Origin of the sequence: Pseudomonas sp. 10S4 (assembly GCF_034344865.1) — a bacterium.
GTDB lineage: Bacteria > Pseudomonadota > Gammaproteobacteria > Pseudomonadales > Pseudomonadaceae > Aquipseudomonas.
The window spans coordinates 4,406,161-4,421,157 of record NZ_CP133774.1 but is presented as its reverse complement, the minus strand read 5'-3'; the positions used below and the strand labels follow the sequence as shown (position 1 = coordinate 4,421,157).

Sequence of the window (14,997 nt, the reverse complement as noted above, 5' to 3'; positions counted from 1 at the left end):
AGCCCGCTCCCACAGGTTTTGTTCGCTGTGCATTATGGCCTTTGTATCAAATATGCATACGTGACCCCGCGCACAAAACTGTCAACCTGAACGGGACAGTATTTCAGTTTTCATCTACTTATTGCATCGATCAGTAACCATTAACCTTCTCCTCACTCGGACGAATTCACGTCCTGACAGGAGATTTCATCATGCTGACCCTTCGCAAAGCCTCGGATCGCGGCGCGGCCAATCACGGTTGGTTGAAGTCGTTCCATACCTTTTCCTTCGCCAACTATCGCAACCCGAAAGAGCAGGGTTTTTCCGATCTGTTGGTGATCAACGATGACCGCGTGGCAGCCGGCAAAGGCTTTGGCCAGCACCCGCATCGGGACATGGAGATTTTCTCCTATGTGCTCGAAGGCGCCCTGGAACACAAGGACACCCTGGGCACCGGTTCGGTGATCCGCCCCGGCGACGTGCAGTTGATGAGCGCCGGCAGCGGCGTGGCCCACAGCGAGTACAACCACTCGGCCACCCGTGGCGTGCATTTTCTGCAAATCTGGATCGTTCCTGAGGTCAGCGGCGCCAAACCGCGCTATCAGCAAGAGCACTTCAGTACCCAGAAAAAACGTGGGCGCCTGCAACTGATCATCTCCCCGGACGGGGCCAAGGGTTCGCTGTCGGTGCGCCAAGATGCGCGAGTGTATGCCGGTCTGTTCGACGGCAAGGAAAGCGCAACCCTGGAACTGGCGGCCAACCGCTACGCCTATGTGCATGTCGCTCGTGGGAGTGTTGAACTCAACGGCGTGCAGTTGCAGGAAGGCGACGGCGTGCGGGTTCGCGAAGAACAGGTGCTGACCTTGAGCAATGGCGTGGATGCCGAAGTGTTGGTGTTTGATTTGCGGCCGCAGGAATTGCCGGAAATGCCATGACCGTGAATGATCTGGGGGCCTTTGTGCCCCCAGATATTTATCAGCCCGGCACATTTCCTGTGGCGAGGGAGCTTGCTCCCGTTCGGCTGCGAAGCAGTCGCAAATCCATCGCACTCGGTGTACCTGATACACCTCGGTTGCAGGTTTTGGGGCCGCTTCGCGACCCAGCGGGAGCAAGCTCCCTCGCCACAGGTCATGTGCTCGACCGTTACTTGGCGGGACTTCACTCATTCGTACCGGAAAACCCCGCCACAATCTCATCAATCACCGCCCTCACCCGCGCCGTATGCCGCAGATCCGCATGGGTCACCAGCCACACGTCATAGGGAATCGGTCGCGTGCGTTCTGGCCACAACCTGACCAGCCCATCCCTTTCCCCCATGTACACCGCAAGCTCGCCGAGCCCGATCCCCGCCGCGATGGATCGCCGCACCAGCAGACTTGAGCCAAGACTCGAAACAATCCGCCCACGACTCAACGGCTCCGAAACCAGGGTCATCTCCTTGTTGCTCGCCAGATACGGCTGATACACCACCAAGTCATGCCCTTCGAACGCCGACCCCGGCTCCGGCACACCGTGGGTGTCCACGTAGCGTTGAGAAGCGAACAGCCCCACCGGCCAACGCGCAATGCGCCGGGCGATCAGGTCCGGGTTGTCCGGCCGCGCGTTGCGTACTGCGATGTCGGCTTCGCGCTTGGCCAGGCTGATCATTTGCGTGGACGCGTCCAGTTGCACCCGCACATCCGGGTGTTTGTCGTGCAACCGGGCAATCGCCGGGATCAGGAAATCGATGGCCAGCGAGTCCGTTGTGCTGACCCGCACCGTGCCGCTCAGCCGATCATCGAGGCCGAGGATTTGCCGTTCCAGCTCCAACGCCGACACCTCCATTTTCTCCACGGCCTGCAACGCCGCTTCACCCACCGCCGTCAGCGCATAACCTTCAGAGGTGCGCAGGAACAACGTCGCGCTCAAGGACTTCTCCAGCGCCGTGACCCGCCGCCCGACCGTGGCCTGATCGACGCCCAACACCCGTGCCGCGCCGCGCAGCGTCGACTCTCGGCAAACCGCCAGAAACACCCGTGCGTCATCCCAATTCATGCGGCTCACCTACTGATGCATATACGCATCACTGTAGCGCGAAATCGCTGCATTACCGCAGCAGCAATCCCCGATAGGCTGCACGCCAGAGATAGCCTTCGTTCGCCGCGTTTCAAGCGCTGACCGGGTTTGCCTATTCAGGGATATTCAATGCCAGTGGCGGGCATCACGCGTTGTTGTTTGTGATTGCGTGTGGGGCCATTGTGGTTGCATTGGTTTTGGAATTGGCGATGCGGCTGATAGCCAAGATCAAAAGATCGCAGGCTGCGCCAGCTCCTACATTGGATCGCGTACACCCTGTAGGAGCTGTCGAGTAAAACGAGGCTGCGATCTTTTGATCTTCAGCAACACCACACGGTCCCACTTATTAACGATCTTCTGCACAGGAACCCAAAAAATGAACCTGCCCCAAACCATGACCCTGATCGAAATCACCCAGCCCGGCGGCCCCGAAGTCCTGCAACCGAAGGATGTGCCGATGCCGGTGGTTGCCGCCGGTGAAGTGCTGATCCGCGTCTACGCCGCCGGGGTCAATCGCCCCGATGTGATCCAGCGTGCCGGCAAGTACCCGATGAAACCTGGCATGAGCCCGATTCCCGGGCTGGAAGTGGCCGGTGAAGTGGTGGCGGTCGGCAAAGGGGTCAGTGAGTTTGTGCTGGGCGACAAGGTCTGTGCGCTGACCAATGGCGGCGGTTATGCGCAATATTGCGTTGCCCCGGCCAGCCAGACCTTGCCGATTCCCGATGACATGGACTGGATTCACGCAGCAGCGATTCCGGAATCCTTTTTACGGTGTGGGCCAATCTGTTTGAAATGGGCGGCGCCAGCAAAGGTCAACACGCATTGATTCATGGCGGCACCAGCGGCATCGGCACCACCGCGTTGATGCTCTGCCGCGAGTTCGGCGTAGAGGCCTTCGCCACCGCCGGCAGCGAGGAAAAATGCGAAGCGATTCGCAAACTCGGCGCCAGGCCGATCAACTATCGCGATCAGGATTTCGCCCAGGTCATTGCCGAAAAAACCGCCGGCAAAGGCGCCGACGTGATCCTCGACATCATGGGCGGCTCGTACTTCAACAACAACGTCGCAGCACTGGCCATGGAAGGCCGACTGGTGATGCTCGGCTTCCTCGGCGGCGCCCACGCCAACGACGTCGACTTGCTCGCGATCATGGCCAAACGCGCAATCATCACCGGCTCACTGCTGCGCTCGCGCACCAAGGAAGAAAAAGCCGCCATCGCCCAAGGGCTGTACGAATACGTCTGGCCGGTACTGTCGGCCGGGCGTTGCTTGCCGATGATCGACAAGGTCTACCCGTTCACCGACGCCGCACAGGCTCACGCGCGGATGGAAGCCGGCGATCATATCGGCAAGATTGTGTTGCAGATGGACTGATCAGTAGCCTTCACCCGCCGCCTCGGCGCCACCGATGATTGCGATGCCTGAGCTGCTGCCAAGGCGTGTCGCGCCAGCCTCGATCATCGCCAGCGCGGTCGGGTAATCGCGCACGCCGCCCGAGGCCTTCACGCCAATGTTTGCACCCACCGTGCGGCGCATCAGGCGCGACCGTCATCGCACGGTGGCCCCGCCGGCGGGGTGGAAGCCGGTGGAGGTCTTGACGAACGCAACGTTCAGATCGCGGCAGATTTCGCAGGCCTTCACTTTTTCGGCGTCGGTGAGCAGGCAGGTTTCCAGGATGACTTTCAGCGGCACACTGCCGCAGGCTTGTTTGACCAGGGCGATGTCGGCCTGAACTTCGGCGTACAAACCGTCCTTCAATCCACCGATGTTCAACACCATGTCGATCTCGCCAGCGCCGGCCGCAATCGCCCGCTCGGCTTCGAAGGCCTTGGTGTCGCTCAGCCCGGCGCCCAGCGGGAAGCCGACCACCGCGCAAACCTTGACGCTGTGCCCCGCCAGACACTGCGCAGCATGGGGCACTTGCCCGGAGTTTACGCACACCGAATAGAAGCCATGTTCCGCCGCCTCGCGGCACAGGGTGGCGATTTGCTTGCGGGAAGCGTCCGGCGCCAACAAGGTGTGATCGATGTACTGCGCCAGTGCCTGGGGTGGGAGATGGGCCATCGCAAAAACTCCTGTTTGTATATTCAAATGCCCCTGCGCCACAATCGAGGATCATTTGCGCAAAAACGTTACAAAACTAACAATTAATGTTACTTAAATAACATCAACAATCAACCCCGGAATGCCTGTGGACAGTAAAAAAGCCGAGCGTCTCAAGCTGATTCAACAAGCCCTGCAAGACCAGAGCGCCATTCACCTGCGCGAAATGGCGGCGTTGCTGGACGTATCGGAGATGACCCTGCGCCGCGATCTGAGCAAGTACACCGACCACCTGCGCCTGCTCGGCGGCTACATCACCAAAATCCACGACGGCAATGACCCCGGCGATTACCGCGTGGCCGAACAGGACACCCGGCACGTCGAGGAAAAACGCCGTATCGGCAAACTCGCCGCACGGTTTATCCAGCCCGGCGACACAGTGTTCTTCGACTGCGGCACCACCACGCCGTTTGTGGTGGATTTCATCCCCGACGAGCTCGAATTCACCGCCGTGTGCAACTCCCTGAACGTGCTGCTCAAACTCTCGCAAAAACCCAACTGTCACATTGTGGTCTGCGGCGGCACGTTCCACCGCAAAAACCAGGTGTTCGAGAACACCAGCGAAACCGGCATCCTCGACAATGTGCGCCTGACCTGGGCCTTTGTCTCGGCCGCCGGCATCAGCCAGGACCTCGGCGTGACCTGCTTCAATTTCAATGAAGTGGAGGTCAAGCAGAAGGTCCTGCGCCAGGCGCAACAGCGCTTGCTGCTGGCCGACCACAGCAAGTTCGACACGGTGCGCACTGCGCATTTCGCCGCCCTTGAGGATTTCCAGTACGTGGTCAGCGACAAAAAAATCCCCAAGGCCTACCGCGACGCGATTGCCGCCAGCGGCGCGCAACTGATCATCTGATCAAGGCCTGTTGTTCGGCCTTCTTGAGATATCCGGTGGTGACCTTGAACGCCGCCGTCTCCCCCGCCGCCAATGCCCGCACATGGCCTTTGGCGGACTCGGCGCGATAGCCTTCCGGCTCACAGGTGGCGGGCAAGACGAACGCCGCCACTTGCTGATCGGCGTTGTGCAGGATCCAGCGCGCGGCATGGTCGAATTGGTCGGGGCGATAGCACGTGTAGAACGCCGCGCCGTCCGGATGACTCAGCAGAAAATGCGCATCGCCATTTGAATCGGCGCGCACGCCGTCGAAGAAAAACACGATCTCCGGGTCGTAGAGGTCTGGGCGGTCCAGGGATTGAAACTGTTCCGGCTCCAGCGCCAACTGCTCCATGTAATGGCTCCAGGCCGGCGTCGGTTTCACGTGAGCCGGCACGCTGCTGCGCAAACGCACCTTTTCAAACCCCAACGGCTCGATGAACCGGGCGCCCTCGACGTAGGCGTAATTCATATGGGCCATGTACATCAGGTCCATGGGTTTGCCGGCCAGGTTGGTCACGTTCATGGCGATATCGAACAGCCCCGAGTCGGCACGCAAGGTCACGCTCGGGCTGGCCAGATAGCGGTCGCCAAAACCCTGGGCGTATTCATACTCACCGCCCAAGCGCAGGAAGGGTCCGGCACTGTCTTCGCCGACCGTAAGCCAGGCGCGATCCATCGCCGCGCAAGGCATCTCGCCGTGCAACGGATGGTCGTCGTCGGGCGTGGGGCAACCGTTGCGCAGCAAGCCGCTGTGGAACATGAAACAGCCATAGGTGCCGATCACCGTCGGGCTCGGTTTTGGCTGGCTGAACAGGTTGCTCATGGTCAGGTCGCAGCCGTCGAACACGGCGTCCCAGATCATCTGGCCCTGATACGGCAGCACCACCAGTTTTCCACGGCTGTTGGTCATTTCCAGCGCCAGCACACCGCTGGGATAAGTGCTGGCGCTGACCTTGAAGTGCGCAGATTCCAGCAGTGTTTTCGGCGCGTCGCCAAACAGTGCCGGATAGAGATTGATCCGCGTGCTCATGAGGTCACCGCCACACCCACCGGCGCCCGCTCGCTGGCGGAATGACGCAAGCAGCGCACTGCGTAGGCGACGATCACGATGAAGCACAGCAACGGCACGCTGTAGGCCAGTTGCATGTTGCCGCCGCTGTAGTCGGAGAGCAGGCCCTGGAAGATCGGGATCACCCCGCCACCGACAATGCTCATCACCAACAGTGAACCGCCAACGCCGGTGTCTTCACCGAGGCCGTCGATGGTCAGGCCATAAATGGTCGGCCAGCACGGGCCGAGAAACACACTCACACCGACCGCCGCATACACCGCCGTGATGTTCGGCACCAGGATGGTGTAGGCCAGCAACACGATGCACAGCACGCCATACACCGCCAGCACCTTGGCCGGGTGCAGTTTGCGCATCAATACGTTGGCGATCATTTTGCCGACGAAGTAGGCGGCGAAGGTCGTCAGCAGGAACCACGATGCGCTGCGCTCGTTCATCCCGCCCAACTGCATGGCCAGGCGAATGGTGAAACTCCACACACCAACCTGCGCCCCGACATAGAGAAACTGCGCCAGTACGCCGAAGGTGAAACGCTTGTTGCCCCACAACCGCGACAGGCTTTGGCCGAGGCTGGCGGTTTTCTTGTTGCTCGGTTGATTGCCCTTGCACTTCGGAAACCGGGTGATGGCGATCAGGATGAACATCAGCACCAGCACCGCGATCATCCATTTGTACGGCAGCAAGGTGGACTGGATCATTTGCAGTTGCTGGATCGCCGCGTCCGAGGCGCTCATTTGTGTGAGCTGCTCGCGGGTGGCGTCGGTGTCCTTGAACATCACGAAACTGCCGACGTACACCCCGGCCATCGCGCCGAACGGGTGGAAGGTCTGGGAGATGTTCAGGCGACGGGTGCCGGTTTCCCGTGGGCCCATCAGGGTCGAATAGGTGTTGCAGGCGGTTTCGAGAAACGACAGGCCTGCCGCGATCACGAACAGCGCCAGCAGGAACATACCGTACTTGGCCGTCGATGCTGCCGGAAAGAACAGCAAGCAACCGAGCATGTAGAGCATCAGGCCGATGAGGATGGTGGTCTTGTAGCTGAATCGCCGAACCACCAACGCCGCTGGAATTGCTACGAAAAAGTAGCCGAGGTAAAACGCCGACTGCACGAATGCGGTCTGGAAATCGCTGAGCAGAAAGGCTTTCTTGAAATGTGCGATGAGCACGTCGTTCATGCTCGCGGCCGCCGCCCACAGCGCGAAGATACTGCACAGCAAGATGAAGGCGAACCAGGGCGTGCGGTTCAGGTAAAAACCATCGGGCGTCTGTTGGAGCGGAGGCTTTGTCATTGTTGTTCTCCGTGAGTTTTAAGGGGTGAATCAGCTCGACGTCAGGCGTCGAGTTGGCGCTGGAAATCAGCGAATGCGAGGGCGTCCGGGTAGGAAGTCTGGGTGCCCAGGCCGGTGACCGAGCAGGCGGAATAGGCGACTGCCTGGGTCATGGCGGCGCGGATATCGTGGTCGCGACTCCAGTGCTGGATGAAGCAACCGATGAACGCATCCCCGGCGCCGGTGGTGTCGCGGGCGGCGACCCGCAGGCCGGGAATCTGGAACTCACCCTCTTCGCCGACGTACAGCGCGCCTTGCTGGCCGAGGGTCACGATCACATGGCGAATGCCGCTGGCGACCAGGGTTTTTGCGGCTTTTAGCGCTGACTCAGGGGAGTCGACAGTCTGGCCGCTGATCAGCGCCAGTTCCGATTCGTTGGGCACCAGAAAATCCAGCTGCGCCAGGTGTTCGCGGCTTAGCCCCGCCAGGGCTGGCGCTGGGTTGAGCAGCACGGGAATGTTGTGTTCTCGACCGAACGCAATGGCGTAGTAAACGGTTTCGACATTGATTTCGAGTTGCAGCACGATCAGCGCGCACTCACGCAGGGCCTGCGCAGCGGCGTCGATATCGGCCGGGACGAGATGAGCGTTGGCACCTTTGACGATGAGAATGCTGTTGTGCGAGTCGGCCTGGACGAAGATCGGCGCCACGCCGCTGGACACGCCCGGCACACGCTGCACGTAGCGGGTGTCGATGCCGAAGCGCTGGAAGTTGGCCAGGGTATTGTCGGCGAACATGTCATCGCCGACCTTGGTCAGCATCAACACATCTGCCCCAAGCTTGGCTGCGGCCACCGCTTGATTGGCGCCTTTACCGCCGCAACCCAGGGCAAACCCCGGCGCTTCAAGCGTCTCGCCCTGAGCCGGCATGCGGTCGATGTAGGTGATCAGATCCACCATATTGCTGCCGATGACTGCGATCTTGCTCATTGCTATTCCACCTTGTTGCGGCTGCCAGGCTGATGGCTGGCGTTCTTGTTTTGTTATTTAAATAACATTTAATGTGATTATTCAATCTTTTTTATTGGGCAGGTGGGCAGGCAAAGACGAGCGGCTTTGCGCAAATCCCGTAGGAGCGAGGCTTGCCCGCGAAGGCGGAGTGTCAGACGACATCGATGCCGACTGTGCTGACGCCTTCGCGGGCAAGCCTCGCTCCTACAAGGGACTGCGGTGGACATTGATCGGTTGAACGACACAGATCCACTGTGGGAGTGAGCCTGCTCGCTCCCACAGGGGATGGAGGTAACGCATAACACTGTGCAACATACGGCTGTCGAATTAATCCCCCGTCCCCGGCGCGCATCTGTTAAAACCCGTGCTTTCCCTTGATCGACTGGACCGCTGCATGTTTTCTACCTTCATGAGCCGCTTGGGTCGGCGCTGGTTGCCGTTGCTGTGCATGGCACTGCTGATCGTCGGTCTGCCGGTGAGTTGCGGGGTGCTCAAGTACAAAGAACGCGAATTGCTGTTTCGGATCGAGCCAGGCACCGCCAGCTGGTATCACGGCTTGCCGCAGGATGTTCAAGAGTTCGACATCAAGCCTTCCAGCTTCAAGGGCAATCAAAGCCTGCATGCCTGGTGGTGGCCGGCCGCGCGCCGCGATGCGCCGTCGATCCTCTATTTGCACGGCGTGCGCTGGAATCTCACCGGCCAGGCGTTTCGCATCGAGCAACTACGGGCCATGGGCTTTTCGGTGCTGGCCATCGACTACCGCGGGTTCGGCCAGAGCAAGGGTAATCTGCCGTCGGAAGCCAGCGTTTACGAAGACGCTCACGTCGCCTGGGAACGCTTCAAGACGATGCAACCGGACGCCAATAAACGCCTGATCTACGGTCACTCGTTGGGCGGCGCGGTGGCCATCGACCTCGCGGCCGACCTGGCCGCCCAGGCGAAAAAGAACCACGTTGCAGTGCCGGTGCGCGGGTTGGTGATTGAGTCCACCTTCACCTCGCTGGGGGATGCGGTCGCGCAAGTGGCCGACGAGAACCTGCCAGTAAAATCGCTGCCGGTGCGTTGGTTGCTGTCGCAGAAATTCGATTCCATCGACAAGATTACTGACATCGGCATGCCGCTGCTGGTGGTCCATGGCCTGGCCGATGCGTTTATGCCCCCGCGCTTCAGCGAGCAGTTGTTCAATGCCGCCAACGAACCCAAGCGCCTGCTGTTGGTGCCCGGCGGCACGCACAACAACAGCATGAGCCTGGGCGGCAGCCAGTATCGCCAGGCAATCGAAAATCTGATGAACACCAAACCTGCTCAGGTCGCAGCCGTGAACCGGAGTTCCCGGGACACTTGAAGCCTAGCGATAACCCCGCGCCTGCAAGTCAAACAACTGCGCATAACGCCCGCCCGCGGCCACCAGACTGTCGTGATCGCCCCGCTCCAGGATCGAACCCTGATCCAGCACGATGATGTGGTCGGCATTGCGCACACTGGAAAAACGGTGTGAGATCAGCAGAGTCATGCGACCTTGGGTGTGCCGGCTGAAATGCTCGAACACCGCCGCTTCCGCCGCCGGGTCAAGGGCTGAGGTGGGTTCGTCCAGAATCAGGATGTCAGCATCGCGGCGCATGTAGGCGCGGGACAAGGCGATCTTCTGCCATTGCCCGCCCGATAACTCCTGCCCCCCGGCGAACCAGCGCCCCAGTTGCGTGGCATAACCGCGATCCAACCCTTCGATAAAAGGCGCAGCCATGCCTTCGGCAGCGGCTTCCTTCCAGCGCTTTTCATCGTCGAAAGCCAGGGTATCGCCGACGCCGATGTTCTCGCCGACGGAGAATTGATAGCGAATATAGTCCTGGAAAATCACCCCGATGCGCCGTCTCAGCGCATCTTCTTCCCAGGTTTGCAGGTCGCTGCCGTCCAGCAGGATGCGGCCCTGATCGGGGCGATAGAGCCGGGTCAGCAACTTGATCAGCGTGGTCTTGCCTGAACCGTTCTCCCCCACCAGCGCCATGCTGCGACCCGGCACCAGGTGCAGGTCGATGCCTTCCAGCGCAGCTCGACTGGCTTCCGGGTAACGAAACCCGACATTCTCGAAACGCAACCCATCACCGGGCACCACGCCCACGGTCAGATGGCCGGTATCACTCACCACCGGCTCGGCCAGGTATTCGTAAAGGGCCGACAGGTAAAGACCATCTTCGTACAAACCGCTGATCGCACTCAGGCTGCTGCTGACGGCGGTTTGTCCCTGTTTGAACAGCACCAGGTACATGGTCATCTGCCCGAGGGTGATATTGCCGTGAACGGTATCGACCACCACCCACGCATACGCCAGATAAAACGCCCCGGTGCCCAGCAAACCAAGGACAAAACCCCAGCCATCGCGGCGCAGGGTCAGGCGGCGATCTTCGGCGTAGAGCCGCTTGAACGTGTCGCGATAACGCTTCAACAGCAGCGGCGCAAAACCGAACAGCTTGACCTCTTTGATAAAACTTTCGTGGGACAGCAGCGTCTCGATGTAACTCTGCTGCCGGCTCTCCGGCGCCCGCCGGGTGAACAACCGGAAGGCATCCCCGGAGAAATGCGCCTCGGCAAAAAACACCGGCAACGCCCCGACCACCAGCAACACCAGCGCCCACGGTGAAAAATGCACCAACAGCACACCGAAACTGATCAGCACGATCAGGTTCTGGATCAGCCCCAACGACTTCATCACTAACGCCAACGGCCGGGTCGACGCCTCGCGCCGCACCCGAACCAACTTGTCGTAGAACTCCGAGTTCTCGAACTGGACCAACGACAACGTCTGGGCCTTCTCCAGAATCATCGTGTTGACCTTCTGCCCCAACTGCACCCGCAACAGCGACTGCTGAACCGACAGCGCCCGTTGAGTCCCGGACAACAACGCCAGCACACCCGCCTCAAACAACACATAACGCACCACCGGCCACAACGGCGCACTGCCCTGCTGCGCGTGCAATTGCATGGCGGTGACTACCGCGTCGACGATGCGTTGGCCGAGCCATGCGGCAAGGGCCGTGAGAACGCCGGCGATCAGGGTTGCCAGGACTAATCCTAGAAACAATCCGCGGGACGTGCCCCAGACCAGCAGCAAGGCACGTTTTGCCTGGTCGAGCAGAGCGGCGAAACGGGTGAGGGTTGGCATAGGACGATGGGCTCGGCAAAGACGGACGACGATGCGCCATGGTACTTCAGCTCGACACACGGTCGTATGCAAGACATGAGCGTCTGACCAGCGCTTGACGCAGAACACCTCGGCGAACGAGGATTGCCGACGGGCGAAGACCCAAGCGTTCAATCCGTTCTGAAATAGGGATATTCATTGAAAAAACTATTGCTCGTCAGCGCTCTTGCAGCTTTCACCGCCGGGTGCGCATCCGTCCCGATGGGAGATCCGCAGCAAGATGCCGAAATGAAACGCTTCGGTGCCTCCCCGGATATGTCGAGAATCTACATTTATCGCAATGAAAATTTTGGCGGGGGGATAAAAATGACAATTAACGTCGATGGAAGGCTTGTCGGCGCAACCTCTGCCAATACCTACCTCGTCACTGACGTCGCACCCGGACGACACACCATTGGCTCAGACGCTGAAAACTTCACGATGTTGAAAGTCGACGCCGCACCCGGAAAGAATATTTTCGTCTGGCAGGAAGTTAAGATGGGATTCGGGACGGCACGTAGCCAACTGCATCAGGTTTCCGAAGCTGAAGGCAGACGCGGCGTTTCCGAAACAAATCTAGCCGCTTCTATGTAGAAATTCGCCGCCCCTCCTGAACCACATCAGGTAATAGACCACCGCTGGATGAGGGTGGTCTGTCGCCCTGAATTCTGCGTCAATCCACACTCCTCGCTTTTTCCTCAAACCGCGCCCGATACCGCCCCGGACTCTCCCCCGTCCACTTCTTGAACGCCCGATGAAACGCGCTCGGTTCCTGAAATCCCAACTGCTCGGCGATGTCACCAATACTCGCCTTGCTCTGGCGCAACTGCTCAAACGCCACCCCGCGCCGAACCTCATCCTTGATCTCCTGATACGAACAGCCTTCGCGCTCCAGTTTGCGGCGGAAGGTGCTGGGGCTCAGGTGTTGTTCGAGGGCGAAGGCCTGCAAGGTCGGCCATTGGCTGTAATGGCTGTTGCGCAGGCGTTGGTGAACCTGAGACGCGAGGCCGTGCTGGTTGCGAAAGCGGATGACCAGCCATTGCGGCGCGGTGCGCAGGAACACTTTGAGTGAGGCCAGGTCCTGCACCACCGGCAGGCGTAAGTAGTGGCTGGCGAATTCGATTTCGGTCCGTTCGGCGCCGAAGGTCAGGTTGGGGCCCCAGAGCAAACGGTCGTCGCTGAGAGAGACACGCGCATGGCGAAAATCCGCGCGGTCGATGGGGATGCGTCGCCCGCCGAGCCAGCACAGCAGGCTGATCATCAGCACCAGGAAGGTTTCTTCGCCCAAACGGCTGAGGTCACTGTCGGCCGAACGGGTTTGCAGGCTGATAACCGCACGCTTGCCGCGCACGGTCAGCGTGCCGCGAAAGTCCTGGAGGAACAGGGCGAAGTTGGCCAGGCATTGGCGCATGGCTTTGTGCAGGTCGGGTTCCTGAATCAGCGCCCGGCAGATCAGGGCGAAACTGCCCGGCGGCATACCGTGGCTGTCGAGGCCGAAGAATTCGTCGTTGAGCTCGCGAATCTGGATCAACCACAACGCGGCAAAAGCGCTGGCCGGCACCCGGGCCGTGGGCTGATCGAGCAATGCCGGGTCGATTTGAGCTTGTTCAAGCACAGCCGTCAGGCGCTGGGGATTGTGCGCCAGCCCATGGATCATCGCCTGCATGAAGTAGGCCGCCACTGAGTCCGTTTCCCGCATGTGAACGCTTTTCTCCCCATCACCCGAATGGCAAAAAACACCAGTGCCGTTGAACAGTTGCGGCATAGGACAACCGCCCTGCCGGTTTTAGACTCGCGGCCATAGTACGCCTTCGGCCGTTATGGCGGCCAAGGTATCGATGGGTTTGATCGCAAGGATTTCAAGCATGAATCTGCAACACATCGGCGTGATCGGCGCGGGCAACATGGGCAACGGTATTGCGCAAGTCTGCGCGGCCGCTGGCTTCAACGTGACCTTGATCGACATCAGCGAGAGCGCGCTGCAAAAGGCTGTCGCGACCGTCGGCAAGAACCTCGATCGGCAAGTCGCCAAAGCGACATTGACCGAAGAGCAGAAACACGCCGCCCTCGACAAAATCCGCACCAGCACCGACTACAGCAGCCTGCAAAGCGTGCAACTGGTGATTGAAGCCGCCACTGAAAACCTCGACCTGAAGCTGCGCGTCCTGCAACAGATTGCCGCGCAGGTCGGCACCGAGTGCGTGATCGCCTCCAACACGTCGTCACTTTCGATTACCCAACTTGCCGCCAGCATCAGCCAACCCGAGCGTTTCATCGGCTTGCACTTCTTCAACCCGGTGCCGGTGATGGGGTTGATCGAGGTGATTCGAGGCCTGCAAACCAGCGACGCAACCCACGCGTTGGCGCTGGACATGGCCACCACCCTGGGCAAAACCGCGATCACCGCCGGCAACCGTCCCGGCTTTGTGGTGAACCGGATTCTGGTGCCGATGATCAACGAAGCGATCCTGGTGTTTCAGGAAGGTCTGGCCAGCGCCGACGACATCGACGCTGGCATGCGCCTGGGTTGCAACCAGCCGATTGGCCCGCTGGCCCTGGCGGATCTGATTGGCCTGGACACCGTGCTGGCGATTCTCGAAGCGTTCTACGACGGCTTCAACGACAGCAAATATCGCCCGGCGCCGCTGCTCAAGGAAATGGTCGCCGCCGGCTACCTGGGTCGCAAAACGGGGCGCGGCTTCCATGCCTATGCCTGAGCGTTGTTCGCGCTTCGCCGAGTACCGGGACAAAGTGCTGGAGCTGTTCGCCAGCAAGGGTTTCGGCCAGGTCGGCATGCGCGAGCTCGCCACGTGCCTGGGACTCGCCCCGGGCTCGTTGTATCACCATTACCCGAGCAAACAGCACTTGCTGCTGGACCTGATAGAAGAGTTCTATGAAGAACTGCTGGCAACCCTTGGACGGCTGGAGAAAAAGCCCAGGCGCGACAGCCTGCCCAGCCTGATTCAGGCACACCTGAACCTGCATCGGGAAATGCCCTGGCATTTTCGTCTGGCGGAACGTGACAGCGGCTGCCTGAATGACGATCAGCAGGTGCGGGTTCGGCAGTTACGCGAACAATACGAACGCACGCTGTTGCAGATGCTGGGGAGCAAATCCCGGCTCAGTGAACAGGGCCAGTTGGCCGTCGGGCACGCGATTGGCAATCTGCTCAACAGCGCGCCCGGCTGGCTGGCGCAGCATCCGCTGGGTGACGCGGAGCGCGATGAACTGCTGGAAAACCTGGTGAGCGGCGCCGTCGAGCGTTTGCTGCGTCCCCCTGTGGCGAGGGAGCTTGCTCCCGTTGGACTGCGCAGCGGTCCCTCTCTTGTTGGGGATAAAGTGGGCCCGCTGCGCGACCCAGCGGGAGCAGGCTCCCTCGCCACAGGTCCAGCGACCAGCCTTAGGCAATAAGGCGCACCCGATTTATAGAAAAAACGTCTGAACAAACCCGGCAAAACCTC

Annotated in this window: 12 protein-coding genes and 3 pseudogenes; 8 read left to right on the top strand and 7 right to left on the bottom strand. The window is 60.3% G+C overall.

Features of this window, described 5'->3' with window-relative positions:
• Positions 1-191: 191 nt before the first annotated feature.
• Positions 192-914 carry a pirin family protein gene (locus RHM58_RS20775; RefSeq protein ID WP_201202395.1) on the top strand — a complete coding sequence of 241 codons (723 nt, stop codon included), beginning with the start codon at positions 192-194 and terminating at the stop codon, positions 912-914.
• Between the two features lie 223 nt (positions 915-1,137).
• Here RHM58_RS20775 and RHM58_RS20770 read toward each other — a convergent pair whose 3' ends face one another.
• The gene (locus RHM58_RS20770; protein ID WP_322268036.1) at positions 1,138-2,013 is read right to left on the bottom strand and encodes a LysR family transcriptional regulator; all 876 of its coding nucleotides are present in this window, start codon (positions 2,011-2,013) and stop codon (positions 1,138-1,140) included.
• Between the two features lie 98 nt (positions 2,014-2,111).
• On the opposite strand from RHM58_RS20770, the pseudogene RHM58_RS20765 reads away from it, so the two are divergent.
• Positions 2,112-2,330 (top strand): annotated as a pseudogene (locus RHM58_RS20765) (hypothetical protein); the annotation flags it as partial.
• An 80-nt stretch (positions 2,331-2,410) separates the two neighbouring features.
• Positions 2,411-3,408 (top strand): annotated as a pseudogene (locus RHM58_RS20760) (NAD(P)H-quinone oxidoreductase).
• On the opposite strand, the pseudogene deoC reads toward RHM58_RS20760, so the two are convergent.
• Positions 3,409-4,098, bottom strand: a pseudogene (gene deoC, locus RHM58_RS20755) (deoxyribose-phosphate aldolase). It abuts the pseudogene before it with no gap.
• Positions 4,099-4,219: 121 nt separating this feature from the next.
• Between deoC and deoR the strand changes: the two are divergent.
• Entirely contained in the window at positions 4,220-4,990 is a 771-nt protein-coding gene (deoR, locus tag RHM58_RS20750) for a DNA-binding transcriptional repressor DeoR (RefSeq protein ID WP_322268035.1), read from the top strand.
• On the opposite strand, the gene RHM58_RS20745 is transcribed toward deoR, so the two are convergent.
• The 3 genes from RHM58_RS20745 to rbsK are packed head-to-tail and all read right to left on the bottom strand — an operon-like array spanning position 4,983 to position 8,337.
• Positions 4,983-6,041 carry an aldose 1-epimerase family protein gene (locus RHM58_RS20745; RefSeq protein WP_201255237.1) on the bottom strand — a complete coding sequence of 353 codons (1,059 nt, stop codon included), beginning with the start codon at positions 6,039-6,041 and terminating at the stop codon, positions 4,983-4,985. The genes deoR and RHM58_RS20745 overlap by 8 nt on opposite strands.
• Positions 6,038-7,369: an L-fucose:H+ symporter permease gene (gene fucP, locus RHM58_RS20740; protein ID WP_201255236.1), complete on the bottom strand. Its 1,332-nt coding sequence runs from the start codon at positions 7,367-7,369 to the stop codon at positions 6,038-6,040. The genes RHM58_RS20745 and fucP overlap by 4 nt, the downstream gene beginning before the upstream one ends.
• A 41-nt stretch (positions 7,370-7,410) precedes the next feature.
• Complete coding sequence (rbsK, locus tag RHM58_RS20735; RefSeq protein WP_322268034.1) at positions 7,411-8,337, bottom strand: ribokinase; 927 nt, start codon at positions 8,335-8,337, stop codon at positions 7,411-7,413.
• Between the two features lie 415 nt (positions 8,338-8,752).
• On the opposite strand from rbsK, the gene RHM58_RS20730 reads away from it, so the two are divergent.
• On the top strand, positions 8,753-9,703 hold the full coding sequence (locus tag RHM58_RS20730; protein WP_201255234.1) for an alpha/beta hydrolase: 951 nt from the start codon (positions 8,753-8,755) through the stop codon (positions 9,701-9,703).
• Between the two features lie 3 nt (positions 9,704-9,706).
• Here the strand turns inward: RHM58_RS20730 and RHM58_RS20725 are convergent, their stop codons facing one another.
• Positions 9,707-11,518, bottom strand: coding sequence for an ABC transporter ATP-binding protein (locus RHM58_RS20725; RefSeq protein WP_322268033.1), 1,812 nt, complete (start codon positions 11,516-11,518; stop codon positions 9,707-9,709).
• 177 nt (positions 11,519-11,695) lie between these two features.
• On the opposite strand from RHM58_RS20725, the gene RHM58_RS20720 reads away from it, so the two are divergent.
• Positions 11,696-12,130 carry a DUF2846 domain-containing protein gene (locus tag RHM58_RS20720; RefSeq protein WP_322268032.1) on the top strand — a complete coding sequence of 145 codons (435 nt, stop codon included), beginning with the start codon at positions 11,696-11,698 and terminating at the stop codon, positions 12,128-12,130.
• Between the two features lie 79 nt (positions 12,131-12,209).
• Here the strand turns inward: RHM58_RS20720 and RHM58_RS20715 are convergent, their stop codons facing one another.
• Positions 12,210-13,235: an AraC family transcriptional regulator gene (locus RHM58_RS20715; RefSeq protein ID WP_322268031.1), complete on the bottom strand. Its 1,026-nt coding sequence runs from the start codon at positions 13,233-13,235 to the stop codon at positions 12,210-12,212.
• Between the two features lie 166 nt (positions 13,236-13,401).
• Between RHM58_RS20715 and RHM58_RS20710 the strand changes: the two genes are divergently transcribed.
• Positions 13,402-14,253: a 3-hydroxybutyryl-CoA dehydrogenase gene (locus tag RHM58_RS20710; protein ID WP_322268029.1), complete on the top strand. Its 852-nt coding sequence runs from the start codon at positions 13,402-13,404 to the stop codon at positions 14,251-14,253.
• Positions 14,240-14,947, top strand: coding sequence for a TetR/AcrR family transcriptional regulator (locus RHM58_RS20705; RefSeq protein WP_322268028.1), 708 nt, complete (start codon positions 14,240-14,242; stop codon positions 14,945-14,947). The genes RHM58_RS20710 and RHM58_RS20705 overlap by 14 nt, the downstream gene beginning before the upstream one ends.
• Positions 14,948-14,997: the final 50 nt, after the last annotated feature.